20 protein-coding genes, 1 tRNA gene and 1 pseudogene are annotated in these 25,492 nt (G+C 66.8%); 11 read left to right on the plus strand and 11 right to left on the minus strand.

The window, feature by feature from the left end; all coding sequences use genetic code 11:
- Positions 1 to 67 precede the first annotated feature (67 nt).
- Entirely contained in the window at positions 68 to 1,561 is a 1,494-nt protein-coding gene (locus ACFJI2_RS18715) for an acetyl-CoA hydrolase/transferase family protein (protein ID WP_377701368.1), read from the minus strand.
- 100 nt (positions 1,562 to 1,661) lie between these two features.
- On the opposite strand from ACFJI2_RS18715, the gene ACFJI2_RS18720 reads away from it, so the two are divergent.
- A complete protein-coding gene (locus ACFJI2_RS18720; protein WP_377701369.1) occupies positions 1,662 to 2,573 on the plus strand; it encodes a LysR substrate-binding domain-containing protein in 912 nt (303 codons plus the stop codon).
- Here ACFJI2_RS18720 and ACFJI2_RS18725 read toward each other — a convergent pair.
- Positions 2,539 to 3,603: a patatin-like phospholipase family protein gene (locus tag ACFJI2_RS18725; protein WP_377705868.1), complete on the minus strand. Its 1,065-nt coding sequence runs from the start codon at positions 3,601 to 3,603 to the stop codon at positions 2,539 to 2,541. The two genes, ACFJI2_RS18720 and ACFJI2_RS18725, sit on opposite strands and share 35 nt — an antisense overlap.
- A gap of 126 nt (positions 3,604 to 3,729) precedes the next feature.
- Between ACFJI2_RS18725 and ACFJI2_RS18730 the strand changes: the two genes are divergently transcribed.
- Together ACFJI2_RS18730 and ACFJI2_RS18735 are read left to right on the plus strand one after the other, a co-directional pair.
- The gene (locus tag ACFJI2_RS18730) at positions 3,730 to 3,909 is read left to right on the plus strand and encodes a hypothetical protein (RefSeq protein WP_377701370.1); all 180 of its coding nucleotides are present in this window, start codon (positions 3,730 to 3,732) and stop codon (positions 3,907 to 3,909) included.
- 118 nt (positions 3,910 to 4,027) lie between these two features.
- Positions 4,028 to 4,354, plus strand: coding sequence for a PEP-CTERM sorting domain-containing protein (locus ACFJI2_RS18735; RefSeq protein ID WP_377701371.1), 327 nt, complete (start codon positions 4,028 to 4,030; stop codon positions 4,352 to 4,354).
- 178 nt (positions 4,355 to 4,532) lie between these two features.
- On the opposite strand, the gene ACFJI2_RS18740 is transcribed toward ACFJI2_RS18735, so the two are convergent.
- Positions 4,533 to 4,609 (minus strand) — tRNA-Pro (locus ACFJI2_RS18740).
- Between the two features lie 63 nt (positions 4,610 to 4,672).
- Between ACFJI2_RS18740 and ACFJI2_RS18745 the strand changes: the two genes are divergently transcribed.
- Positions 4,673 to 5,503: an NAD-dependent deacetylase gene (locus ACFJI2_RS18745; RefSeq protein WP_377701372.1), complete on the plus strand. Its 831-nt coding sequence runs from the start codon at positions 4,673 to 4,675 to the stop codon at positions 5,501 to 5,503.
- Between the two features lie 7 nt (positions 5,504 to 5,510).
- On the opposite strand, the gene ACFJI2_RS18750 is transcribed toward ACFJI2_RS18745, so the two are convergent.
- Positions 5,511 to 6,221 (minus strand): fumarylacetoacetate hydrolase family protein, encoded by a 711-nt coding sequence (locus ACFJI2_RS18750; protein ID WP_377701373.1) that lies wholly within the window; start codon positions 6,219 to 6,221, stop codon positions 5,511 to 5,513.
- A gap of 8 nt (positions 6,222 to 6,229) precedes the next feature.
- Complete coding sequence (locus ACFJI2_RS18755) at positions 6,230 to 6,841, minus strand: TetR/AcrR family transcriptional regulator (protein WP_107877407.1); 612 nt, start codon at positions 6,839 to 6,841, stop codon at positions 6,230 to 6,232.
- A gap of 127 nt (positions 6,842 to 6,968) precedes the next feature.
- Here ACFJI2_RS18755 and ACFJI2_RS18760 point away from each other — a divergent pair, with 127 nt between their 5' ends.
- Positions 6,969 to 7,454: a GNAT family N-acetyltransferase gene (locus tag ACFJI2_RS18760; protein ID WP_107877409.1), complete on the plus strand. Its 486-nt coding sequence runs from the start codon at positions 6,969 to 6,971 to the stop codon at positions 7,452 to 7,454.
- Positions 7,455 to 7,476: 22 nt separating this feature from the next.
- Here the strand turns inward: ACFJI2_RS18760 and ACFJI2_RS18765 are convergent, their stop codons facing one another.
- The 4 genes and pseudogenes from ACFJI2_RS18765 to ACFJI2_RS18780 form a co-directional block, all read right to left on the minus strand.
- Positions 7,477 to 8,898: an efflux transporter outer membrane subunit gene (locus tag ACFJI2_RS18765; protein ID WP_377701374.1), complete on the minus strand. Its 1,422-nt coding sequence runs from the start codon at positions 8,896 to 8,898 to the stop codon at positions 7,477 to 7,479.
- Position 8,899: 1 nt separating this feature from the next.
- Positions 8,900 to 12,038: pseudogene (locus tag ACFJI2_RS18770) on the minus strand (efflux RND transporter permease subunit).
- Positions 12,039 to 12,050: 12 nt separating this feature from the next.
- Positions 12,051 to 13,262, minus strand: a complete 1,212-nt coding sequence (locus ACFJI2_RS18775) for an efflux RND transporter periplasmic adaptor subunit (protein ID WP_377701375.1) — start codon at positions 13,260 to 13,262, stop codon at positions 12,051 to 12,053.
- 63 nt (positions 13,263 to 13,325) lie between these two features.
- The gene (locus ACFJI2_RS18780) at positions 13,326 to 13,535 is read right to left on the minus strand and encodes a hypothetical protein (protein WP_377701376.1); all 210 of its coding nucleotides are present in this window, start codon (positions 13,533 to 13,535) and stop codon (positions 13,326 to 13,328) included.
- A 26-nt stretch (positions 13,536 to 13,561) separates the two neighbouring features.
- Between ACFJI2_RS18780 and ACFJI2_RS18785 the strand changes: the two genes are divergently transcribed.
- Both ACFJI2_RS18785 and ACFJI2_RS18790 read left to right on the plus strand, forming a co-directional pair.
- Positions 13,562 to 15,070, plus strand: coding sequence for an ATPase domain-containing protein (locus tag ACFJI2_RS18785; protein WP_377701377.1), 1,509 nt, complete (start codon positions 13,562 to 13,564; stop codon positions 15,068 to 15,070).
- Between the two features lie 4 nt (positions 15,071 to 15,074).
- Positions 15,075 to 16,580, plus strand: coding sequence for a response regulator (locus ACFJI2_RS18790; protein WP_377701378.1), 1,506 nt, complete (start codon positions 15,075 to 15,077; stop codon positions 16,578 to 16,580).
- A gap of 103 nt (positions 16,581 to 16,683) precedes the next feature.
- Here ACFJI2_RS18790 and ACFJI2_RS18795 read toward each other — a convergent pair whose 3' ends face one another.
- Positions 16,684 to 18,570: an MFS transporter gene (locus ACFJI2_RS18795; RefSeq protein WP_377701380.1), complete on the minus strand. Its 1,887-nt coding sequence runs from the start codon at positions 18,568 to 18,570 to the stop codon at positions 16,684 to 16,686.
- A gap of 86 nt (positions 18,571 to 18,656) precedes the next feature.
- On the minus strand, positions 18,657 to 19,388 hold the full coding sequence (locus ACFJI2_RS18800; protein ID WP_377701381.1) for a helix-turn-helix domain-containing protein: 732 nt from the start codon (positions 19,386 to 19,388) through the stop codon (positions 18,657 to 18,659).
- Positions 19,389 to 19,520: 132 nt separating this feature from the next.
- On the opposite strand from ACFJI2_RS18800, the gene ACFJI2_RS18805 reads away from it, so the two are divergent.
- Genes ACFJI2_RS18805 through ACFJI2_RS18820 form a run of 4 tightly spaced genes read left to right on the plus strand, consistent with a single transcriptional unit; the run spans position 19,521 to position 25,481 of the window.
- On the plus strand, positions 19,521 to 19,955 hold the full coding sequence (locus ACFJI2_RS18805; RefSeq protein ID WP_377701382.1) for a hypothetical protein: 435 nt from the start codon (positions 19,521 to 19,523) through the stop codon (positions 19,953 to 19,955).
- 1 nt (position 19,956) lies between these two features.
- Positions 19,957 to 20,757: a DUF2145 domain-containing protein gene (locus ACFJI2_RS18810; protein ID WP_377701383.1), complete on the plus strand. Its 801-nt coding sequence runs from the start codon at positions 19,957 to 19,959 to the stop codon at positions 20,755 to 20,757.
- Positions 20,758 to 20,778: 21 nt separating this feature from the next.
- Positions 20,779 to 24,039, plus strand: coding sequence for a DUF2339 domain-containing protein (locus ACFJI2_RS18815; protein WP_377701384.1), 3,261 nt, complete (start codon positions 20,779 to 20,781; stop codon positions 24,037 to 24,039).
- Positions 24,036 to 25,481, plus strand: a complete 1,446-nt coding sequence (locus ACFJI2_RS18820) for a DUF3999 family protein (protein ID WP_377701385.1) — start codon at positions 24,036 to 24,038, stop codon at positions 25,479 to 25,481. The genes ACFJI2_RS18815 and ACFJI2_RS18820 overlap by 4 nt, the downstream gene beginning before the upstream one ends.
- The last annotated feature ends 11 nt before the right edge of the window (positions 25,482 to 25,492 follow it).

A 25,492-nucleotide genomic window follows, 5' to 3' on the forward strand; every position in this document is an offset into this window, starting at 1 on the left:
TGTGAATTCATTCTAGAGAAGCCAGCGATATTTACAAAGGTAATTGATTTTATCGATTCGATAGTTTTCAATAATCAATCATCGTACCCCGCTCGCGGTAGCGCGCGTGCCAGCTGTACGCCTTCTCAAGCACGTGCGGCGTCTGGCCGCCGCGCGGCAGCGCTTCGGCCAGGTAGGCGCGCAGCTGCGGGCGATAGTCAGGGTGGGCGCAGCGCTCGATGATGAGGGGCGCGCGCTCGCGCGGCGCCAGGCCGCGCAGGTCGGCCAGGCCCCATTCGGTGACCAGCACGTCCACGTCATGCTCGGTGTGGTCGACGTGCGGCGTCATCGGTACCACGCTGGAGATGGCGCCGTCCTTGGCCACGGATTTGCTGACGAAGAAGGACAGCTGGCCGTTGCGCGCGAAGTCGCCCGAGCCGCCGATGCCGTTCATCATGTGGGTGCCGCCGACGTGGGTGGAGTTCACGTTGCCGTAGATGTCGAACTCTAGCGCGGTGTTCAGCGCGATCACGCCCAGGCGCTTGACCAGCTCCGGATGGTTGCTGATCTCCTGCGGGCGCAGCACGATGCGGTCGCGGTAGCGCGCGATGTCGCGCAGAAAGCGCTCGTGCATGGCGGCGGACAACGTGATCGACGAGGCCGAGGCCATCGCCAGCTGGCCCGAATCGAGCAGCGCGATGGCGCTATCCTGCAGCACCTCCGAGTACATGGTCAGGTTGCGGAAGGACGAACCGGTGAGGCCATGCAGCACGGCGTTGGCGATGGTGCCGATGCCCGCCTGCAGCGGCAGCAGTTCCGGCCCCATGCGCCCCGCCGCCACCTCGGCCTCCAGGAAGGCGACTATGTGGCCGGCGATGGCCTGCGTTTCGGCGTCCGGTGGAAGCACATTGGACGGGCTGTCCGGACTATCGGTGATGACGATGGCGGCGATGCGCGCCGGGTCGATGTGGATGGCGCCGCTGCCGATGCGCTGGCCGGTGCGCGTGAGCGGTATCGGCTGCCGTTCGGGGCGCTGCGCGGGCAGGTAGATGTCGTGCAGGCCCTCCAGCGCCAGCGGCGCGCTCAGGTTGATTTCAACGATGACCTGCGCAGCCTGCTGGGCGAAGCTGGCCGAGTTCCCGACCGACATGGTGGGCACGATGCCGCCATCGGCATTGATGGCCACCGCTTCAATGACCGCGATGTCCACCGGCTTCAGGCTGCCGCCGCGCAGCTGCTCGGCGGTCTCGGACAGGTGCTGGTCGATGAACATCACCTCGCCGCTGTTGATCTTGCGGCGCAGCGCGGCGTCGGACTGGAACGGCAGGCGGCGCGCGACCACGCCGGCGTTGGCCATCAGCCCGTCGCTGTCGCTGCCCAGCGAGGCGCCGGTGATCAGCGTCAGCGCCAGCGGCTCGCTGCGAGCCCGTTCCACCAGCGCCAGCGGCAGCGCCTTGGCGTCGCCGGCGCGGGTGAAGCCGCTCATGCCGACCGTCATCCCGTTGCGGAACAGCTGCGCGGCCTGCGCCGCGGTCATTACCTTGTCCATCAGCGCCGGCAGGCGAATTCGGTCCTCATGCATGATGTGCTCCAGGTCATTTATGGTTTTGATGGGGACCAGTATAGAATCGGGTATTCATGCATTGCATGACTTAAATTCCTCAACTTCAGTCGAAAAACTCATGGATATCCGCTCGCTGCGCTACTTCATCGAAACCGCCCGCCTGAGCAGCTTCACGCAAGCGGCCGAAGCGCTGCACGTGACGCAGTCCACCATCAGCAAGATGGTGCGCCAGCTGGAAGACGAAGTGGGGGCGCCGCTACTGGTGCGCGACGGCCGCAGGCTGACGCTGACCGACACCGGCGCCGTGGTCTATGCGCGCGGCGAGGAAATGCTGGCCACCTTGCGCCAGCTGCAGCTGGAAGTGCGCGACACGCAGGCGCGCCAGCGCGGCACGCTGGCAATCGGCATCCCGCCGATGATCAACATGCTGTTCACGCCGGTGCTGAAAGCCTTCCGCGAGCGCCATCCCGGCATCGCGCTGGCGCTCAGCGAGGACACCGGCCAGACCATAGAACGCCAGGTGGCGGCGGGCGAACTGGAACTGGGCATGACGGTGCTGCCGGCCGATCCGGCGCTGGCCTTGCAGACCGAGCGCATCGCCAACTATCCGCTATATGCGCTGGCCGCAGCGGGCACCTTCCAGCGCACGCGCCGCACGCTGCGGCTGAAGGAACTGGCCACGCTGCCGTTGGTGCTGCTGAAGGACGACTTCGCGCTCACGCGCAGCATACGCAAGGCCTTCGCCGGCGCGGGCATCGAACCGGCCATCGCCGCGCAAAGCGGGCAGTGGGACTGGCTGGTGGAAATGGCGTCGGTCGGCATCGGCGTGGCGCTGGTGCCGGAACTCTTCGTGCACCGGCTGGCCGACGAGCGCCTGCACGCGGTGCGCATCGTGGAGCCGGCGCTGGAGTGGCAGGTGGCGCACGTGTGGAACGGACGCTACCAGTCGCACGCGGCGCGCGCGTGGCTGGAAGTGTGCCGCGAGGTGCTGGGCCTTAAAAGTCCTCGTGGATCGCCACGCCTTCGATAGGATCGACCACGCTGTCCCAGGGCCGGGCCGCCAGCGCGCGGCGGGTGTCCTCGTAGCCGGCCTTCCAGCGGTGGTGGATGCCGCCGGCGGTGAAGTCGATGTCCTTGGTATGGTCCTCGCTGTCCAGGCGCGGCGCCTTCAGCATCACGATGTGCATGCGGCTGCCGCAGCCCCAGCTGGCCAGCTCGCGCACTTCCGGCGCGCGCCGCACGTCGGCCGGCAACTGCATGGTGAGCTGGCGGATCACGTGCCGCAGCCGGTGCATGCGGCGCTGCTGCTCGATGTTGGCCACCTTGCTGGCGTACTGGATTTCCTTGTGCTTCTCCAGCACATCGAGCACGCTTTGCGGCTCCTTGCCGTCCGGGTTCCACACCTGCACCGAGAAGATGACCGAATCGCGGCGCGGCTCGTCGTCCAGCACCGCTTCGATCGGCGTGTTCGAATAGATACCGCCGTCCCAATATGGCTCGCCGTCGATGCGCACGGCGGGAAACGCGGGCGGAATCGCGCCGGAGGCCATCACATGCTCCACGCACAGCGCTTCCTTCTTGCTGTCGAAGTAGCGCATCTCGCCGTTGCGGGCATTGACCGCGCCCACGGTGAAGCGGGTGCCGTTGCTGTTCAGATAGTCGAAATCGACCAGCATGCCGAGCGTCTTGTGCAGCGGGCCGGTGCGGTAGAAGGACGCGTTTTCCACGCCCACCTTGGCGTTCGGATTCCACCAGGTCGCCGGGTTCAGCGCGAAGAAGGCCGGGATGCCCTGCGACATGGTGAGCGCGTTGGCGAACTCGCGCGGCATGCCGGGATATAGGGCGGAGTGCTGCTCCATCATGGTCCAGAACTGGCGCAGCCGCTCCACGCGGCGCGCCGGCGGATTGCCGGCGATGATGGCGCCGTTGAGCGCGCCGATGGAGGTGCCGATCACCCAGTCCGGCTCGATGCCCGCTTCGTTCATGGCCTGGTACACGCCGAGCTGGTAGGCGCCCAGCGCGCCGCCGCCCTGCAATACGAGTACCACTTGTCCCGGCATAGCCGCTGCGTTCGGTTCCACTTGCTCTCCGCGTGATGGGGTATAAGCTGATTGTACCCAATGTCAACGGAACGCTGGTCCGGGTGCGTTATTGATATCATTGCACTGCACAAAAAAGGAGACATCATGCACGTACAACAGCCGCAGCGCAGCAACCAGATTCTCGCGCGCCACGTGGACGAGGGCTTGACCATCGACAGCCGCAAAGGGGCTGCCAACGCCTGGGCTTACATGCTGCACAAGGCCGTGCCGGCCGGCGTGATCACGCGCGTTCTTGCCTACCCGGAACAGCGCCGCCGCAGCTGATTTCGCAACGTTTGCATCGCAGCAGAAACATTGTAAATTTGCAATTATTAATCAAGCGACATCCCGGAGGATTTCGTGCTAATGTGAAGTCAGACACGCAATCGCTTTGGGAGTCACCATGCATACTGTATTGAAGAAAACCCTGTTCGCACTTCTGCTGGCAGGGGCCGCTACCGGCACCGCGCACGCTGCGGACATTTTGTACCAGGCCACCAACAGGGCCATGCTGCCGCCGCTGCCCGGCGAAGCCAACTATCTCAACGAAGCGAACCTGATCAGCCTGGCCAACGCAGCCCCGGCCGCCAGCGCGGCGCAAGCGCAGCCCCCCGCCGTGAGCCCCATCCCGGAACCGCCGATCTACCTCATGGTGCTGATTGGCGTCGGCCTGGTCAGCCTGGTGGCGCGACGATCGGCGCCGCCGCCCAAATTCAGTACCGACACCTAAGTTCCGCGCGGCGCGCCTGTGCGCCAGCGCAAGACCGCTCCGGCTAAACCGGGCCATCCTGCCGGGATAGGCCATGCCGGAGCGAAAACGAGCGCATCGCTGCTGTCTGCCGGGCCTGACACGAACCAGAATAAAAAAAGCCAATCCGAAGATTGGCTTTTTTCATGTATTTGTTGTCTGGTCGGGGCGAGAAGATTCGAACTTCCGACCCCTTGCACCCCATGCAAGTACGCTACCAGGCTGCGCTACGCCCCGACTGGACCCAAACATTATAGCAGCAGGTTTGGGATTTTGGTAAGAGTGCTTTATGCTTAACTTATGATTAATTCCATCAACAGTGCTGCCGAGCTGATTGCCCAGGCCGATGCGCTCATCGTGGCGGCCGGCGCCGGCATGGGCGTGGATTCGGGTTTACCTGACTTTCGCGGCAACGAGGGTTTCTGGAAGGCCTACCCCGCCCTGGGCCGCGCGCGGCTGGATTTCAGCAGTATTGCGTCGCCGCATGCGTTCCGGGACGATTCCGCGCTGGCCTGGGGCTTTTACGGCCATCGGCTGGCGCTGTACCGCGCCACCGTTCCGCATCCGGGCTTTGCGCTGCTGCGCGCCTGGGGCGAGCGCACGGAGCATGGCGCCAGCGTGTTCACCAGCAACGTGGACGGGCAGTTCCAGCTGGCGGGCTTCGATCCGCAGCGGGTGCTGGAGTGCCATGGCTCCATCCACCACCTGCAGTGCATGCGCCCCTGCGGCACAGATATCTGGCGTGCGGACGGCTTCGTGCCGGATGTGGACGCGGACGCCTGCCGCCTGCGCAATGCGCCGCCCGCCTGCCCCCATTGCGGCGGGCTGGCGCGGCCGAATATCCTGATGTTCGGCGACGGCGAGTGGCTGGAGCGCCGCGCGGCGGCGCAGGAGGCGCGCATGCAGGCTTGGCTGGCGCGGGTGCGGCGGCCGGTGGTGGTGGAACTGGGCGCGGGCACGGCGATTCCGTCGGTGCGCCACTTCAGCCACAGCATCGTGCAGCGCCATGGCGGGCGGCTGGTGCGCATCAATCCGCGCGAGCCGCAGGTGCCCGGCGCGCGCGACGTGGGCATCGCCATGGGGGCGCTCGACGGCCTGCAGGCCATCGCCGCCGCCATGGAGCAGCGTTAGACGACTTTTAGACGACTTTCAGCGCGAGAGGCGCCAGGCCTTCGATGCGCGCCACCATGGTCTGGCCGCGCGTCACCGCGCCTACGCCTTCGGGCGTGCCGCTGAAAATCAGGTCGCCCGGCTGCAGGGTGAACAGCGTGGACAGGTTGGCGATGGTTTCGCTGATCGACCAGATCAAGTGCGTGATGTGGCTGGACTGCTTCACCGCGCCGTCCACTTCCAGCGTGATGGCCGCCTGTTCGATGCCGCCCGCCTCCGCCGCGCGTGTGATCACGCCGATGGGGGCCGAGTAGTCGAAGGCCTTGCCGATTTCCCATGGACGCCCGGCGTCCTTCATCTGGCCCTGCAGGTCGCGCCGGGTCATGTCCAGGCCGACCGCGTAGCCGAACACGTGCTGCAGCGCGTCCGCCACGGCGATGTCGCTGCCGCCCTTGCCGATGGCAACCACCAGCTCGCACTCGTAGTGGTAGTTGCTGGTCTTGGGCGGATACGGCAGCTCGGCCACGCCCTGCGGCGCCACCGGGAGTACGGCCATGGCGTCGCCCGGCTTGCAGAAGAAGAACGGCGGTTCGCGGGTCGGGTCGGAACCCATTTCGCGGGCGTGGCCGGCGTAGTTGCGGCCGACGCAGTAGATGCGGCGGACCGGGAACCGCGCGTCCGTGCCTGCCACCGGCAGGCCCACGATGTCGTGCGCGGGGAAGATGTAAGGTGAGGTCATCGTATCCTTCATGAGAACAGCATCGCCTTCATGGCAATGCCCATATGGCGCGCCAGCGCCGCTTCATTCAGCTTGGGATTGTGCACCACGCGCACGTCCAGTCCCTGGAACAGGCAGATCATGGCTTCCACCAGGCCGTCCATGGTGTCGTCGTCGCTGGCCAGGCCGTGCCGCTCGCGGGCAGCCTTGAGGATAGCGCGGAACTGCAGCCGCGCGCGCAGGTCGGCGTCGTGCACCACTTCGGCGATCTTGGGATTGCGCGCCGACTCGGCCGAGATCTCCAGCGCCAGCGGCCAGGTGTTCGGGTCCAGGTGCTCGCGCACATGGCGCGGCGCGTCGTCCACCATCGACTGCAGCGGATCGGCCTGCTGCTCCAGGTCGCGCATCAGCTGCGACACCCGTTCCACGTTCTGCTCAACGAAGGCGGCGATGATGGCGTCCTTGCTGTCGAAGTAGTTGTAGATATGGCCGGCGCTCATGCCTGCCGCCTTGGAAATCTCGGCCATGCTGGCGCCGTGGAAGCCGCTGCGCCCGAAGCAGGCCGCCGCGGCGTCCAGCACCTGCTTGCGGCGCACCAGGGCGCGCTCCGGGTCGATATGGCGTTTTTCGGTGGTGCTCATGCAGGATTCCTCGTGTTCGATGCGGTACTGTGGCCAACGGCGCGCATTTTGTCAATTTGGCGTGGAACAGCGGGCCGGATTAGTGATACCATAAAGACAACACAAACCAGCCCAGGGTGTCGTCCAGATGACCTACAAGACCGCGCCATCGATAGAACTACGCCCGGCCACCGAGGCCGACCAGGCCTTCCTGCAGCGCCTCTACACCAGCACGCGCGGCACGGAATTCCGCCTGCACGGCTGCGACGCAGCCACCGAGGCGATGTTGCAAACCGTCCAATTCAAGGCGCAGCAGACCGACTTCCAGCTGCAGTACCCGGACGCCGAGGCCACCATCATCTTCGAGCGCGAGCGCCCCATCGGCCGCCTGTACGTGCAGTATTCCGACAACGAGGTGCGGCTGATCGACATCACGCTGCTGCCCGAGTACCGGGGACGCGGCATCGGACGCGGCCTGCTGCGCGGCTTGCAGGCGCACGGCCAGCGCCTGCATCTGCCGGTGCGGCTCAACGTCTTGCTGGGCAATCCGGCGCAGCGCCTGTGCCAGCGCTGCGACTTCATCATGCAGGGCCTGGACGGCTTGTACGCCGCCATGGAATGGCGCCCGAGCTAGCGGCCGCCCTGCCCCATCCCGCTTACTGGTAGCCGCCGCCAAGCACCTTGTACAGCGTCACCTGGTTGTCTGCGCGCGCCAGGCGGGCCGAGATCAGGCTTTGCTGCGCGGCGTACAGCGCGCGCTGCGATACCAGCGCGTTCAGGTAAGACTCCGAACCCTTCTGATAGCGTGCCTCGTGGATGCGGAAGCTCTTCTGCGACGCATCCGCCAGCGCCACCTGGGAAGCCAGCCGCTCGTCCAACGTGCCGCGCTGGGCCAGCGCATCCGCCACTTCGCGGAAGGCCGACTGGATGGCCTGCTCATAGCGCGCCACGGCAATGTCGCGTTCCACCTTGGCCACTGTCAGGTTGGCCGCGTTGGCGCCGCCGTTGAAGATCGGCAGGTTAATCTGCGGCAGGAAGCTCCACGTGCCCGAGCCGGCCTTGAACAGGCCGGACAGGTTGCTGCTGGCGCTGCCGGCCGTGCCGGTCAGCGAAATGCTGGGGAAGAAGGCCGCGCGCGCCGCGCCGATATTGGCGTTGGCCGCTTGCAGCGTGCGTTCCGCGCCCAGCACGTCCGGGCGGCGCTGCAGCACTTCGGACGGCAGGCCGGCCGGCAGTTCGGCCATCGCCGCCACGCTGGCCAGCGGCGCCTGTTGCTGTTGCAGTTCGGTCGGCACGGACGCGCCCACCACCAGCGCCAGCGCGTTTTCGCCCTGCGCCACCTGCGCGGTGTAGACCGCCATATCGTTGCGGGCCGCTTCCACGCTGGTCTGCGCTTCGTACATGTCCAGGCCCGAGGTGGCGCCCGCGTCGAAGCGGCGCTTGCTCAGCTCATAGGTGATCTGCTGGCTTTTCAGCGTGTCCGCCGCCAGGCGCAGGCGCTCGCGGTCCGCCTGCAAGGCCAGCCAGGTGCTGGCCACTTCGGCCACCAGGCTGATTTGCTGCGCGCGGCGCGCTTCCTCGGTGCCGAGGTATTGCTGCAGCGCGGCCTCGGACAGGCTGCGCACCTTGCCGAAGAAATCCAGCTCGTAGGACACGCCCAGGTTGGCCGTGTACTGGCGGTTGATCGCGCCCTGCCCGCCGGCGCTCATCTTGTCCGCCGTACGGGTGGCGTTCTGGCCGCCGGACGCGGTCACGCTGGGCACCAGCGCGGCGCGCTGGATGCCGTACTGCGCGCGCGCCTTCTCGATATTGAGCGCCGAGACGCGCAGGTCGCGGTTGTTGGCCAGCGCCAGCGCAATCACCTGGCGCAGGCGCTCGTCGCCGAAGTAGTCGCGCCAGGCGATGTCGGCAGCCGGTTTGGCGTCCGCCGCCACCGGGGCCGGCTTGTAGGCGTCGCCTTGCGGCCAGCCTGCCGTTACCGGCGCGGCCGGACGTTCATACACCGGGGCCAGGCTGCACGCGCTCAGCACGGAAGCTGCCATCGCCGCAGCGGCCAGGGAAAATAAAGTCTTTTGCATCTCAATGCGCTCCTGCGGTGCTGGCAGCGGCGGCGGGTTTCCGGTTCTGGAACAGGCCGCGCACCAGCACGAAAAATACCGGCACGAAGAAAATGCCGAGGAAAGTGGCCGTCAGCATGCCGCCCAGCACGCCGACGCCGATGGCGTTCTGGCTGCCCGAACCGGCGCCGCTCGCAATGGCCAGCGGCAGCACGCCCAGGCCGAAGGCGATGGAAGTCATCAGGATGGGCCGCAGGCGCAGGCGCACCGCTTTCAGCGTGGCCGCCTTCAGCTCCATGCCCTGCTCCTGCAGCTCCTTGGCGAATTCCACGATCAGGATGGCATTCTTCGACGCCAGGCCGACCACGGTCAGCAGGCCGACCTGGAAGTACACGTCGTTCGCCAGGTGGAAGCCCCAGGTCGCCAGCACCGTGCCGATCACGCCCAGCGGCACCACCAGCAGCACCGAGAACGGCACCGACCAGCTTTCATACAGCGCGGCCAGGCACAGGAACACCATCAGCAGCGACAGCGTGTACAGCACGGTGGTCTGCGAACCGGAGTCGCGCTCTTCCACCGACAGGCCGTTCCACTCGAAGCCTATGCCCGGCGGCAGCTGGGCCGCCAGCTTTTCGATTTCGGCCATCGCGGCGCCCGAGCTGACGCCCGGCGCCGGCATGCCCTGCACGTTCACCGACGACAGGCCGTTGAAGCGCTCCAGGCGCGGCGAAGCGTAGATCCACTGGCCGCTGGCGAACGAGGAGAACGGCACCATCTCGCCCTGGTTGTTGCGGACGAACCATTTGCCCAGGTCTTCCGGCGCCATACGCGAATCCGGCTGGCCTTGCAGGTACACCTTCTTCACGCGGCCGCGGTCGACAAAGTCGTTCACGTAGGACGAGCCCCAGCCCGTGCTCAGCACGCGGTTCACGTCGGCGATGGACAAGCCCAGCGCGGCGGCCTTTTGCTGGTCCACGGTGATCTTGTACTGCGGCGTATCGTCCTGGCCGTTGGGGCGCACGCCGACCAGCAGCGGGCTCTTGGACGCCATGCCCAGCAGCTGGTTGCGCGCGCCCATCAGCGCGTCGTGTCCCAGGCCGGCCTGGTCCTGCAGCTGCAGGTCGAAGCCGCTGGCGTTGCCCAGCTCCAGCACCGCAGGCGGCGCGAAGGCGAACACGAAAGCATCGCGGATCTGCGAGAAGCTGCCCATGGCGCGGCCCACCACGGCTTTCACGTTGCCGGCCGCGCCGGGGCGCTCGGCCCAGTCCTTCAGGCGCACGAAAGCGATGCCGGTGTTCTGGCCGTTGCCGCCGAAGCTGAAGCCGGCCACGGTGAAGATGGAAGCGACATTCTGCTTTTCATTGGTCAGGAAATGCTGTTCCACCTGCTCGATCACTTGCAGCGTGCGCTGCTGGGTGGCGCCGGCAGGCAGCTGGATCTGCGCAAACAGCACGCCCTGGTCTTCTTCCGGCAGGAAGGAGGTCGGCAGGCGCATGAACACCACGGCCAGGATGGCGACCAGTACGCCGTACAGCAGCATGGAACGCTTGCCGCGCTTGAGCATGCCGCCCACCCAGCCTTCGTACTTGCTGCTGCCGCGCTCGAAGGTGCGGTTGAACCAGCCGAAGAAGCCGGTGCTGGCGGCCTGGTGGCCCTTGGCGACAGGCTTGAGCAGGGTGGCGCACAGCGCCGGCGTGAACACCATGGCCACCAGCACGGACAAGGTCATGGCCGACACAATGGTGACGGCGAACTGGCGGTAGATCACGCCGGTGGAGCCGCCGAAGAAGGCCATCGGCACGAACACGGCCGACAGCACCAGCGCGATGCCCACCAGCGCGCCGGTGATCTGGCTCATGGACTTGGTGGTCGCTTCCTTGGGCGGCAAGCCCTCCTCCGTCATGACGCGCTCCACGTTTTCCACCACCACGATGGCGTCGTCCACCAGCAGGCCGATGGCCAGCACCATGGCGAACATGGTCAGCGTGTTGATCGAGTAGCCCAGCGCGGACAGCACGCCGAAGGTCCCCAGCAGCACCACCGGCACGGCCATGGTCGGGATCAGGGTGGCGCGGAAATTCTGCAGGAACAGATACATCACCAGGAACACCAGCACCACCGCTTCCACCAGCGTCTTCACCACTTCCTCGATGGAGAGCTTGACGAAGGGCGTGGTGTCGAAGGCCACTTCGGCCTTCATCCCGGCCGGGAACTGCTTGGACAGCTGCTCGATCTTGGCGTTGACTGCCTTGGCCGTGTCCAGCGCGTTGGCGCCGGTGGCCAGCTTGATGGCCACGCCGGTGGCGGCGTTGCCGTTGAAGCGCGCCACGGTGTTGTAGTTCTCGCTGCCCAGCTCCATGCGGGCCACGTCGCGCAGGTGCACGGTGGCGCCGCTGGCGGTGGTCTTGAGCAGGATGGCGCCGAACTGCTCGGCGGTCTGCAGGCGGCTCTGCGCGGACACGGTGGCGTTCAGCTGCTGGCCCGGCATGGCGGGCGCGCCGCCCCAGCTCACCGGCCGACACTTCGGTGTTCTGCGCGGTGATGGCGGTGGTGATGTCGGCCGGAGTCAGCTGATAGCTTTGCAGCTTGGTCGGATCTAGCCAGATGCGCATGGCGTACTGCGAGCCGAACAGCGTCACGTCGCCCACGCCTTCCACGCGGCTGAGCGGATCGATGACGTTGGCGGCCACGTAGTCGCCCAGGTCGGCCTGCTTCATGCTGCCGTTTTCGGACACGAAGCCCAGCACCATGAGGAAGTTCTTGGTGGACTTGGACACCACCAGGCCTTGCTGCGTGACGGCGGCCGGCAGCAGCGGCGTGGCCAGCTGCAGCTTGTTCTGCACCTGAACCTGCGCGATGTCGGGATTGGTGCCGTTGTTGAAGGTCAGCGTGATGCTGATGCCGCCGGTGGAATCGCTGCTCGAGCTCATGTAGCGCAAGCCGTCGATGCCTTTCATCTTCTGTTCAATGACCTGGGTAACGGCGTCTTCCACCGTCTTGGCCGAGGCGCCCGGGTAGGAACCGCTGATGGTGATGGCGGGCGGCGCAATGCTCGGGTATTGCGCGATCGGCAGGCCGAGGATGGCGATCAGGCCGCCCAGCATGATGACGATGGCCACCACCCAGGCGAAGATCGGCCGATTAATAAAGAAACGTGCCATGGTCTGCCTTCCTTACTGCGCCGCGCGCTTGGTGGCGGCGGCGGTGGCAGCCGGCGTGGCGCCGGGCGTGGCGGCGGGGCCAGCGGCGGTGCGGTCGGCAGCCGGCGCCACCTGGGCGGGCGCGCCGGGGCGCACCTTCTGCAAGCCGTCGATGATGACGCGGTCGCCGGCGGCCAGGCCGGACTTCACCAGCCACTGGTCGCCCACGGTATTGGCGGTGGCCAGCACGCGCTGCTCCACCTTGCCTTCCTTGTTCAGCACCAGCGCGGTGGCCTCGCCTTTCGCGTTGCGGGTGACGCCCTGCTGCGGCACCAGGATGGCCTGCTCGTCCACGCCGCTGTCCACCACCGCGCGCACGAACATGCCGGGCAGCAGATCATGCTTGGGATTCGGGAACAGCGCGCGCAGCACCACGTTGCCGGTGCCGGGATCGACGCTGGCGTCGGCGAACTGCAGCTTGCCTTCCTGCGCATACTTGCTGCCGTCGGCCAGCAGCAAGGTCACCCTGGCCTGGCCGCCGTTTTTCTTCAGGCTGCCGCTTTCCAGCTCGCGCTTCAGGCGCAGCATGTCGGTGCTGGACTGGGTCACGTCCACGTAGATCGGGTCCAGCTGCTGCACTACGGTCAGCGCATTGGCCTGGCCGGCGGTCACCAGCGCGCCCGGCGTCACATTGGAGCGGCTGATGCGGCCCGAGATCGGCGCGGCCACCTTGGTGTAGTCCAGGTTGATGCGCGCCGTGTCCAGCGCGGCGGTGGCGGCTTCCACGTCGGCCTTGGCCTGCTCGGCGGCAGCCACGGCGTCGTCATAGTCCTGGCGGCTCACGCCTTCGATGGCCACCAGGTCCTTGTAGCGCGCCACTTTGGGCGTGGCGGCCATCAGGTTGGCCTTGGCCTTGGCCAGCGCGGCCTTGGCGGAATTGTAGGCCGCCTGGTAGGTGGCCGGATCGATCTGGTACAGCTGGGCGCCGGCCTTCACGTCCGCACCTTCGGCGAACAGGCGCTTTTGCACCAGGCCGCCCACTTGCGGGCGCACTTCGGCCACCTGGTAGGCCGTGGTGCGGCCCGGCAGCTCGGTGGTGATGGCCAGGCTGCGCGGGGCCACGGTGTGTACGCCCACGGCCGCCACCTGCGCCGGATGGCCGGCGCCAGGTGCTCCGGCAGTGGTGGGTTGGCAGCCGGCGCTGAGCGCGGCTGCGGAAATGAGGATCAGGGAAATGGGTTTCATTGTTCGCCTTCGGCTTTCTCGGACATTGTTCTTTTTATAGAATGAACGATCATTCTAAGTCTGTCAAGAAAAAAAACCCGCCAGCGGCGGGTCGGAATGCTGCAGCAGGGGAACTGCAGCAGGGAGTAGAACAGGTCCTGCGCGCTTATTGTAGTAAATCGGCAATGCTGCAACTGAAACAATTGTAACCAGATGTAGTTTTCCAGAATCAACTAATTGCAAAATGTGCTCTAACGTACAGTGCTTTTTTTTTGCCTGCGTTATTATTTTCACGACCTATCTCCAGTGGCGACTCAACTATGGACCAGCAAAACATCGACCCCGGCCGCTTCCTCTCTTCCGGCGTCCCTGGCCTGGACAACATCCTGGCCGGTGGCCTCACGCGCGACCGTTTGTATCTCGTCGAAGGCGAACCCGGCACCGGCAAGACCACGCTGGCGCTGCAATTCCTCAACGAAGGAGTGCGCCTGGGCGAATCCGTGCTGTACATTACGCTGGCCGAGACCACCGTGGAGCTGAGCTCGGTGGCGCAATCGCACGGCTGGACGCTGGACGGCATCCACATCGAGGAAATCATCCCCGACCAGGCCTCGCTCGACCCGGACCAGCAATACTCCATCTTCCACCCGTCGGAAATCGAGCTGGGCACCACCACCCAGCGCATCCTGGCCGCCATCGAAAAATACAAGCCCACGCGCGCCGTGCTCGATTCGCTGTCCGAGCTGCAGCTGCTGGCGGAAAGCCCGCTGCGCTACCGGCGCCAGGTGCTCGCGCTCAAGCAGTACCTGGCCAGCCGCAACTGCACCACCATCTTCCTGGACGACCGCACTGCCCTCAGCACCGACCTGCAGGTGCGTAGCGTGGCGCACGGCGTCATCACGCTGGAGCTGGCCAGCCAGTCCTACGGCAGCGAACGGCGCCGCCTGCGGGTGGTGAAATACCGCGGCATCGCCTTCCGCGGCGGCTCGCACGACTACCGCATCCTGCACGGCGGGCTGCACGTGTTCCCGCGCCTGGTGGCGGCCGACACGCGCGGCTCGGGCAGCCGCGTGCAGCTCTCCAGCGGCCTGCGCGAGCTGGACGAGCTGCTCGGCGGCGGCCTGGAAGAAGGCATGAGCACCCTGGTGGCCGGGCCGCCCGGCAGCGGCAAGTCCACCGTGGCGGCGCAGTTCGTGGCCGCCGCCTGCCGGCGCGGCGAACGCGCCGCCATGTTCCTGTTCGAGGAAGCGCGCAACAATATGCTGAACCGCTCCGAAAGCCTGGGGCTGGGCCTGAACCTGGCCATCGCCAACGGCCTGCTGACGGTGCAGCAGGTGGACCCGGCCGAGCTGACCCCGGGCCAGTTCACGCAGGCCGTGGTTCAGGCGGCGAGCGACGGCGCGCGCGTGATCGTGATCGACAGCCTGAACGGCTACCTGAACGCGGTGCCGGACGAGCGCTTCCTGTCCACCTATCTGCACGAACTGCTCACCTATCTGGGCCAGTGCGGCGTGGTCACCATCGTGGTGGGGGTGCAGGCCGGCATGATAGGCGGCGCCATGACCACGGCGGTGGACGCCAGCTACATCGCCGACAACGTCATCATGCTGCGCTACTTCGAAGCGGACGGCGAAGTGCGGCAGGCCATTTCCGTGTTCAAGAAGCGCGGCAGCCGCCACGAACGCACGCTGCGCGACTTCTGCATCGCCGAGCACGGCCCCCGCGTGGGCGCGGTGCTGGCCGGCTTCCACGGCGTGCTGACCGGCGTGCCCACCTACATCAACCCGTCCACCGACGCCGGCCACGCCGCGTACAGCAACAAGGGCTGAGCACATGGAAAAACGCATCCTCGTCTACGCGCCGGCCGGGCAGAACGCCGCCTTGTGCCACAAAGTGCTCACCATGGCGCGGGTGGACTGCCATGTGTGCGAAACCGTGGGCGAGCTGCGCCAGGAGCTGATGCTGGGCGCGGGAGCGGTGCTGACGGTGGAAGAAGCGCTGTCGGCCAGCGGCTTCCGGCTGCTGGCCGATTATGTGGAACAGCAGCCCCACTGGTCGGATCTGCCCATCCTGCTGCTGACCCACCGCGGCGGCGATTCGCTGCTGGTGCGGCGCGCCGTCATCAGCCTGGGCAACCTGACCTTGCTGGAGCGGCCGGTGCGCACGGTGACGCTGATCGCCGCGCTGCACGCCCAGCTGCGCGCGCGCGACAAGCAGTACCAGATGAGGGAAGCGACGCGCCGCAAGGACGAATTCCTGGCCAGCCTGGGCCACGAGCTGCGCAACCCGCTGGCGCCGATCCGCACCTCGGCCGCGCTGCTGCCCAATCTCTTCCCCGGCTCGCCGCCGGCCGCGCGTATCAAGGAAGTGATCGAGCGCCAGGTGGTGCACCTGACGCGGCTGGTGGACGATTTGCTGGACGTGGCGCGCATCACCAGCGGCAAGATCGAGCTGCAGCGCGACGTAATCGAATTCCACGTGGTGATGCGGCACGTGATCGAGCTGAGCCAGCAAGCGGCGCAGGCCAAGCGCATCAAGCTCGAGCAGCAGCTGCCGGACGAGGACGTGGTGCTGGAGGCGGACTATGCGCGCGTGGTGCAGATCTATTCCAACGTGCTGTCGAACGCCATCAAGTTCACGCCGCAAGGCGGCCAGGTGACGGTGCGCGCGTGGAGCGAGGGCGGCATGCTGTGCGTGAGCGTGCGCGACACCGGCATCGGCCTGGACGCGGACGCCGTGCCCAAGATCTTCAATATGTTCGAGCAGAGCCGCACCGTGACGGGGCAGATGTCGAGCGGGCTGGGCATCGGCCTGAGCCTGGCACGGCAGTTCGCGCAAATGCACGGCGGCACCATAGAAGCGCACAGTCCCGGCATCGGCCAGGGCAGCGAGTTCATCATCAAGCTGCCGCTGCCGGGCCAGCCGACGGCCGCGCCGGTGGCGCCGCAGCCCTACGTGGCCGAGCCGAATGGCAGCCGGCGCACCAAGGTGCTGGTGGTGGACGACAACCGCGACGCCGCCGACTCGCTGGGCGCGCTGTTCGAGATGGAGAATTTCGACGTCAGCACCGCCTACGACGGCTACGCGGCGGTGGCCGCCGCCACCCAGAAGCAGCCGGACCTGATCGTGATGGACCTGGGCATGCCCGGCATGGACGGCTACGAGGCCGCGCGCCTGATCCGCCAGCAGCCCGGCGGCGAGGCGATCCAGCTGGTGGCGCTGACCGGCTGGGGCCAAAGCGACGCCCGCCGCCGCACGATGGACGCCGGCTTCGACCAGCACCTGATCAAGCCGGTCGACTTCGACGACCTGCTGCGCCTCGCCGCCCCGCCCCACTGATCCCCAAACGACGAGGGCCGCCTAACCTCCAAACGAACTGAGCCGCATTCGGGGACTCGGCGTCCCCGTCTGACCCCGAATGCGGCTCAGTTCGCTTGTGGGATTATTTCCAGTCGCCGCGCAGTTCGGCCACCTGGGCGCGCAGCAGTTCGGGCGTGACGTCGAGCGGCGCCACCGGCTGGCCGACGGCCAGCGCCAGCCGCGAACGCCAGCCTTTGCGGAAGGTGCGCTCGAATACGTTCTCCTTGCTGCGGCTAAGCAGGTGGCCCCACAGGCCGCGCAGTGCCATCGGGATCACCGGCACCTTGCTACGCTCGATGATCTTGGCGATGCCGCCCTTGAATTCGTTCAGCTCGCCCGTGGTGGTCAAGCGCCCTTCAGGGAAGATACACACCAGGTCGCCCTCGTGCAGCGCCTGCGCGATGTCGATGAAGGCTTTTTCCATCAGCCACGGGTCTTCCTTGGCCGGCGCGATCGGAATCGCTTTCGCGGTGCGGAAGATCCAGCCCAGCAGCGGCGTCTTGAAGATGCGGTGGTCCATCACGAAGCGGATCGGACGCGGGCTGGCCGCGCCGATGACGATGGCGTCCACGTAGCTGACGTGGTTACATACCAGCACCGCCGGGCCGCTCTCGGGGATGCGGTCGGCGTCGATGGTTTTCACGCGGTGCAGCGTGTGGATCAGCATCCAGGCCAGGAAGCGCATCAGGAACTCCGGCACCAGCGAGAAGATGTACACCGCCACCACCGCGTTCATCACGGCCGTGGCCAGGAACAGCTCGGGGATGGTGAAGCCCTGCCCCAGCAACACGATGGCCACGCCGGCCGCCGCCACCATGAACAGCGCGTTCAGGATGTTCATGCCGGCGATGGTGCGCGACAGGTGCGCCGGCGCGCAGCGCACCTGGATCAGCGCGAACAGCGGCACGATGAAGAAGCCGCCGAACACGCCTATCATCACCACGTCGAACAGGATGCGCAGCGCGCTGTCCTGCGCCAGGAAGCCCAGCCAGGCCACCGCGCCGGCGTTGTGGTAGCCCAGGCTGGCGAAGTACAGGTCCACGCCGAACAGCGACAGGCCGATGGAGCCGAACGGCACCAGGCCGATTTCCACCTTGTGCCCGGACAGCTTCTCGCACAGCAGCGAGCCGGTGCCCACGCCCAGCGAGAATACCGTCAACAGCAGCACGAACACGCTGTGGTCGCCGTGCAGGTAGTCCTTGGCGTAGACCGGGAACTGCGCCAGGATCAGCGCGCCGTAGAACCAGAACCAGGAGTTGCCCAGCATGGACAGGAACACGCTGCGGTTCTGCTTGGAGAAGCTGATGTTGCGGATGGTTTCGGTGACCGGGTTCCAGTTGATCTTCAGCTCAGGCGCGGGCGCCGGCGTGAGCGGAATGCGGTAGCTGGCCAGCAGGCCGATCACGGCCACCGCCAAGGTGGCGGCCGCCACCAGTTCGATGCCCACGCCCTTGTATGCCACCAGCACCGCGCCCAGCACCTGGCCCAGCAGGATGCCGACAAAGGTGCCCATCTCGATCACGCCGTTGCCGCCCATGAGTTCTTCGGGCTTGAGCTGCTGCGGCAGGTAGGCGTATTTCACCGGGCCGAACAGGGTGGAGTGCACGCCCATGCCCACCACGGCCGCTATCAGCAGCCACAGCGTGTGCGTCATCCAGCCCGCCCCCGCCATCAGCATGATGCCGATTTCCAGCCATTTCACCAGCCGCGACAGGCCCGCCTTCTCGAATTTGTCGGCGATCTGGCCGGCGGTGGCGGAGAACACCACGTAGGGCAGGATGAACAGGCCGGGGATCAGATTGGTGACCGTGGAGGCCGACATGGTGGTCCAGCTGGCCGCCTCGAATCCCAGGATCACCATCAGCGCGGTCTTGAACAGATTGTCGTTGAAGGCGCCAAGGAACTGGACCCAGAAGAACGGGCCGAAGCGGCGCTGCGTCAGCAGGGAAAACTGGCTGGGCTTGCTCATGGTCGTGGTCTTTGCAAAAGTGGAATGTTGACAAAATACATTAGGAACCGGGGAACGACAACCCGCTTGCAGCGCTGCAGTATGACCTAGCGCAGCAAAGCCTTAAATGCCTTCGGCATCCACGGCCGCGCGGCCAGCATGAAGGTCAGCGAGTGGCGCTGGTCATACGGCAGCCTGGCGTCGTCCTGGTGCTGCCGGGAGAACTCGTCGGCCACCTGTTTGAGCCGCTCCAGCAGCGCCTTGGTCGAGCGCGGCGACAGCATCACGCTCACCAGTTTCATTACTTCCTGCTCGCCGGCGAAGCGCGCGTCCAGGAAGTCGCCGTAGGCCTCGCCGCGGAAGTAGGTCTGGATCGGGCCGTTCGGTATCCAGCTGAAGGTGCGCGCCACCAGCAGCTTGACGCGGTTGTTCGGCAACAGCGTCAGGAAACCGATCTTGTCCAGCCGCAGCAGGTACTTCACCGCTTCCGCCTCGCTGATCTTGTACACCGCCACGATTTCCTCCAGTGGTATCAGGTTTAATGCCGCCACCGCCACCACCAGCAACTTGGTGTCGCCGATGATTTCCTGCTCCTGCGCGTAAGTGAGCTGGGCGATCAGCTGGGGCGTGTCCGTGGCGGCTTGCACCAGCTCGGCGAAATCCATGCCCACCGCTTCGAGTATCTGCTCCAGCCGCTCCAGCGTGAAGCTGCGCTGCGCGAACATGCGCTTGACGCTCGCCTCGGACAGGCCGATGCGCCTGGCCAGTTCCGCGTAGGTCACGGCTTTCACCTTCAATTGCCGTTTCAATGCGTCGATCATGAGGCTGGACTGGGACATCGGGCTAGCTCTCCGCAAATAGTATCGAAAAATAATACCACGCATATCGATTCTGACAACTAGTAGCATAAACATTGCCGGCAGCGGCAAGCGGGGCCAAGATGCGGCCCATCACCCCACCGGAGACTCAAAATGAAACGCCTGCTGCTGATTTCCCTGCTGTCGCTCGCCACCGCCAACCTGTTTGCCGCCAATGCCTTCGCCGCCAACGGCGCCGGCGAGTCGTCCGAACTGTCGCGCGCCTCGGAAGCGCTGTCCGGCGCGGCCGGCATGGTCGTGCTGGGATCGATGTCGGCGGTGGCCGCATCCGGCTACGTGGTGATCGCCAGCGTGGAGACCCTGGCCGACGGCAGCGTGATCGTGCTCAAGGGGGCGTCCGACGCGGCCACCGCCACGGTCAAGCTGAGCGCGAAGGCGGCGGAGGGCCTGTCGCGCGCTGTGGGCCAGGCGGTGACGGTGACGGCCATCTCCACCGGCTATGTGCTGGTGATGTCCGGCCAGGCCATCGCCTTCATCCCGAACGAGGTGGGACAGGCGCTGATCCACCACAGCCGCGTGGGGCAATAACATGCGCCGCGCCACGCTGTTGTGCATCGCCGCCGCCACGCTGGCCGGCGCCGCCCTGCTGCCGGCCGCCGCGCGCGCCGGCAACAGCTGCGAAGACAAGCCGCTGCAGGTGCAGGCCGTCGTCAAGGGCATGGACCTCGCCTTGCGCACCAGCCGCGCGCTGGACGACAGCGGCGCGCAGGTCGCCTTCATCGCCCGCGCCGGGCAGGACCTGAGCAAATACCGCGTGCGCTACTCGCACATGGCCATGGTGTGGCGCGACCAGGAGCGCGGCCGCTGGCTGGTGGTGCACGAACTGAACGACTGCGGCAGCGCCACGTCCGGCCTGTACAACGAAGGCCTGGGTAACTTCTTCCTCGACGATATGTTCCTGTACGAGGCGCAGCTGGTGATCCCCGGTCCGGACGTGCAGGCCCGGCTGGCGCGCGTGCTCGCCACGAACACGCCGCGCCGGCTGCACCAGCCTAGCTACAACATGCTGTCGTACGCATTTTCCACGCGCTACCAGAATTCCAACCAGTGGGTGCTGGAGAGCTTCGCCGCAGCCAGCGCGGAGCCGGGCCAGGTGGAGACGCGCGCCGAAGCGCAGGCCTGGCTGAAGCAGTCCGGCTTCCGCCCCATCACCGTGGAGATCCCCGCGCTGACGCGCCTGGGCGCGCGCATGTTCCGCGCCAACGTCGCCTTCGACGACCATCCCTACGAGCGCCGCATGGCCGGGCAGATCGATACCGTGACGGTGGATTCGGTCGTGCGTTTCGTCAAAGCGCAGGACAGGGAAGCACGTACGATCACGATACGCTGAACCGCGCGCAAGGGGACTAATATGGAAAAGCTCATTTTGGTGCTGTTTGCCGTCGCGCTGTACCTGATCGGCATGCCCGTCTACTGCGTCATGGCCGCGCGGCGCGCCAGCCGGCAAGCTGCCAGCAACGACAGGGATCTGCTGCAGTTGCGGCATCTGGTGGACGAATTGCGGATGCAGCTGCGCGAGCTGCGGACGGAGCGCGCGCGCCCTGTGGCCCCTGCGCCCGCAGCGACGGACGCGCCCGCCCCTACGCCCGCCGCCATTACGCCCGCCCTCACGCCCACCCTTCCGCCTGCACCGGCGCCCGCGACGGCGCCTGCAGCAGCGGCTGAACGGAAACCCGCGCCGCAGCAGGCCGATAGTATGGAGGATGCGGGTGATGCCGGGGATGCCGGGGATGCCGGGAACGCCGGCGTGCCGCAACCCACTCTTGACACGGCAACGTCACCTTACTATCAAACCCATGGCGCGCCACCCGCATGGCTGGTGGCTGCACGCGACTGGCTATTGGGCGGCAACGTGGTGGCCAAACTCGGCCTGCTGATCCTGTTCATGGGCGTAAGCTTCCTGCTCAAATACGCCGCCGCCAACTTCGATACGCCGATCGAGCTGCGCCTGAGCGCCGTTGCGCTGGCCGACCTGGGCTTGCTGGCCTGGGGCTGGCGTATCCGCAGCAGCCGGCCCGGCATCAGCCTGCCCGTGCAAGGCACGGCCATTGCGGTCCTGATCCTGACGACCTTCGCCGCCTTCCGCATCTACCACCTGCTGCCCGCCACGCTCGCCTTCGGCCTGCTGATAGTCTTCGTCGCGCTGACCTGCCTGCTCGCGGTGTTGCAAGACGCCGTCTGGCTCGCCGTGTTCGGCATCGCGGGCGGCTTCGCAGCGCCGGTGCTGGTCTCCACCGGCAGCGGCAACCACATTGCCCTGTTCAGCTACTGCGCGATACTCAATGCCGGCATCCTGTACATCGCCACCAAAAAATCCTGGCGCGCCCTCAATGTGCTCGGCTTCGCCTGCACCTTTGCGCTGGGCACCTCCTGGGGCTTGCTGCGCTATTCGGCCGACAATTACCTGTCCTCCCAGCTGTTCCTGGGCCTGTTCCTGCTGATGTACATCGCCATCGCCGTCTTCTACGCGCAGCGGCAGGCGCCCAGGCTGGCGCACTACGTGGACGGCACGCTGGTATTCGGCGCACCGCTCGCGGCCATCGGTCTGCAGCACGGGCTGGTGCAGCACATGGAATTCGGCATGGCTTGCTCCGCCCTCGCCCTGGGGCTGCTCTACACCGGCCTCGCGCTGGTACTGTGGCGCCGCATGGGCGCGACCGGCCGCCTGCTGGCCGAATCGTTCCTCGCGCTTGGCGTGGTGTTCGGCACGCTGGCCATCCCCTTTGCGCTGGACGGCCGCTGGACCGCCACAGCCTGGGCACTGGAAGGCGCCGGCGTGGTCTGGGTAGGCCTGCGGCAGCAGCGCAAGCTGGCGTGGACCTTCGGACTGCTGGTGCAAGCTGCCGCCTGGACAGGCTTCCTCGGCGACATCATCGACCTCGACGCCGGCATCACGGCCAGCTCCAATATCTGGCTGGGCTTCCTGATCCTGGCGGCCAGCACCTTCATCGTCGCGGTGCAGATGCGCGGCGCCAGCCAGGCCGTCCCTGCCGCCTTGCGCGAGCCGCTGGCCACGCTGCTGCTGGCGGTAGCCGGTGCATGGCTGCTGGCCGGCACCTGGTATGAAGTCGCCAGCCGCACCAGCGGCGCCACCCAGCTCAACCTGCTGACCGCGAGCGCGCTCGTGGTTGCCGCCATGCTGGGGGTTATCGCTACCCGCATGCGCTGGCGCGTGGCCGGCGGCTACACCGTCGCCGTGCAGCTGCTGGCCGCCGGCGTCTTCCTGTACCGCACGCGCTGGGACTGGATCGACGCGCCCGTGGCACTGTTCGACGGCCCCTTCCTCAGCGCGGCCATGCTGGGCACAAGCTTGTGGTTCTCCAGCCTGTTCTTCCACCGCCACGCCAGACGCAGCGCAGGCGATGAGCAAGCCTCGCTCGCGCTCACGTCCGACGCCCTGCTGCCCGGCGCGGGCCTCGCCTGGTACGGCATGGGGCTGGCGCCGCTGGCCGGCTGGCTGGCGGACCACTACTACGCCCGCATGTACCTCCACGGCCTGCCGCAGAGCCTCGATGTGCCGGCCATGGTGTCGTTCTACGCCATCGGTGGCAGCCTGCTTGCCCTGCTCATCCAATACCTGGCGCGCCGCCTGGATTGGAGCGGCCTGCGCGCGCTGGCCGCGCCCGCATGGCTGGCATTGGCGGGCATCAGCGCCGCTCACCTGATGGTGCTGTACTTCGCCGACACGACGCCCGGCGCGCTGGCCTGGTGCGCCTACGCCACCGCGTGGGGCGCCGCCGAATACATGCTGAGGACATGGAGGCGCATGACGTGGCCAATGCCGCACGCCGCGCTGATCGCACTGCATTTGCTGCGCATTGCCGTGCCGTGGCTGATGATCTGGCCCGTGCTGAACCACGCCATCAGCGGCGCATTGCTGGCCGGCGGCAGCGCAGCGCAAGTCCGCATGCTGCTGGACGGCTGGGAAGTCAGCGGCGGCTGGGCGCGCTATTTGCCCGCATGGGCCATGATGGCCGCTACTGCCCTGCTGCTGCGCTGTACCGCATTGGACGAGTGGCCGCTGCAGCCGCTGAACGCGTGGCACCGCCGCGTGCTGCTGCCGATCGCGGCGGCATGGACGGTGCTGCTGGCCGCGCGCTGGAATGTGCTCTACAGCGGCGCCATGGAACCGCTGCCCTACCTGCCGCTGCTAAACCCGCTGGACCTGACCACTGGCTTCGCGCTGCTGCTGGCGGCCGCTGCGTTCCGGCAGCACCGCCACGCTGCGCAGCTCATGCTGGCGGCTGCGGGCACGGTGTATGTGTGGTTCAACCTGATCCTGCTGCGCTCCGTGTCGAACTACATGGATGTGCCTTACCAGTTCCCGGCGCTGATGGCATCGCAGTTCGTGCAAGCGCTGCTCTCGCTGGTGTGGACCGTGAGCGCCATGGTGCTCATGCGGATTGCGGCGCAGCGAAGCTTGCGCGCGCTGTGGGGCGCCGGTGCTGCGCTGCTTGCCGTGGTTGTGCTCAAATTATTCTTGGTGGACCTGTCCAACGCAGGCGGCATCGAACGCATCGTGTCCTTCATCGGCGCCGGCCTGCTGATGGTGGCAATCGGCTACGTCGCGCCGCTGCCCCCGGCAGCGCGCCGCGCGGAGGCGGTGCAATGAGCGCCCTCCTGCGCCACGCCGCCGCTGTGGCACTGCTGATGGCAGGCGCCTGCCGTGCAGCCGCGCCTGCGGGCGGCGGGGAGGGCTACAGCCACGCAATGCAAGTCAGCGTGCAAAAGGATAGCGGCCTGGCCGCGCTGCGACTGCCGCAGCAGGTCTATCTCGGCTCGCGCTCGCCGTCGCTGAACGACCTGCGCGTATTCGACCGCCACGGCGCCGCCGTCCCGTTTGCGCTGCTGGCGCCGGCGCAAACGCCGGCCACCGTGACCGAGCTTCCGGTGCGCATTTTCCCGCTCAGGTCAGCGGCGAGCACCGACGCCGGCGCCGCAGGCGCGCGGCTCGACATCCGCACCGACGGCAATGGCCGCCTGCTGTCGGTGGCCAGCGTCCCGGCGCAGCCGGCGCCCGCAGCGCAGCAGCCGCTGTCCAATTTGATCCTCGAGATCGGCGAAAGGGACGCGCACGGCAACGCGCCGCTGGTATCCGCGCTGCGCTTTGAGCTGCCGCCCGGAACGTCCAACTACACCGCGCAGCTGTGGCTGGAAACCAGCAACGACCTGCAGCATTGGGAACCGGCCTGCGCCGCCGAATTGAGCTGGCTGTCAAACACCGATGCCGACACGCTCACCAACAACCGCATGGCCTTCCAGCCGATCCCGTTCCGCTACGCGCGCATCAGCTGGCGCAGCGGAACGCCGCTGGTATTCGCCCGCATCGCGGCAGAATCCTCCAGCACGGCCGACGCGGGACCGCCGCTGGATACCATCATCCTGCAGCCCACGGTGGCCAGCAACGGCACTGACCTGATGTACCGCAGCAGCGTCGCCATCCCTGCCGAGCGCATCGGCATGCAATTCGACGCGGCCAACGCCGTCATCCAGGTCACCGTGGGCCGCTACCAGCGCCTGCCGAGCCGCCACCGCAGGCGCCAGCCGGAGTGGCAATTCATCCCGGTGCTCCATACCACGTTTTACCGCATCAGCCAGCAGGGTGTGGAACGCAAATCCGGCGACGCCGCGATCGCCGAAACGCACACCGACACCTGGGTAGCTAAAACCCAGCACGCCTCCACGCTGCAGCCGGCGCTGCGGGTGTCGTGGACGCCGTCCACCCTGCTGCTGCTTGCGAACGGCAATGGCCCCTACCAGCTCGCCTTCGGCCGCGCAAACGCCGACAACGCCGCCTTCCAGCCATCGCAGCTCGCCCCCGGCTTCAGCGAGGAAGAACTGCGCGCCCTGCCGCAGGCGCAGGCGACGCTGCCAGCAGCACAAAGCGGCCGCGGCGGCGCCTCGGGGCCATCGGCCTCGGTCCCACCCGCCGCATCGGGCGCAACGTCGCGCACCGCCGTGCTCTGGTCGGTCCTGTTGGCGGGCATTGCCCTGCTGGCCTACTTCGCCCGCACGCTGCTGCGCCAGATGAGCGATGGAGGAAAGCAGAACTAGCGGAGGAAAGC

It is taken from the genome of Pseudoduganella sp. UC29_71 (assembly GCF_042693265.1).
Taxonomy (GTDB): domain Bacteria; phylum Pseudomonadota; class Gammaproteobacteria; order Burkholderiales; family Burkholderiaceae_D; genus Rugamonas.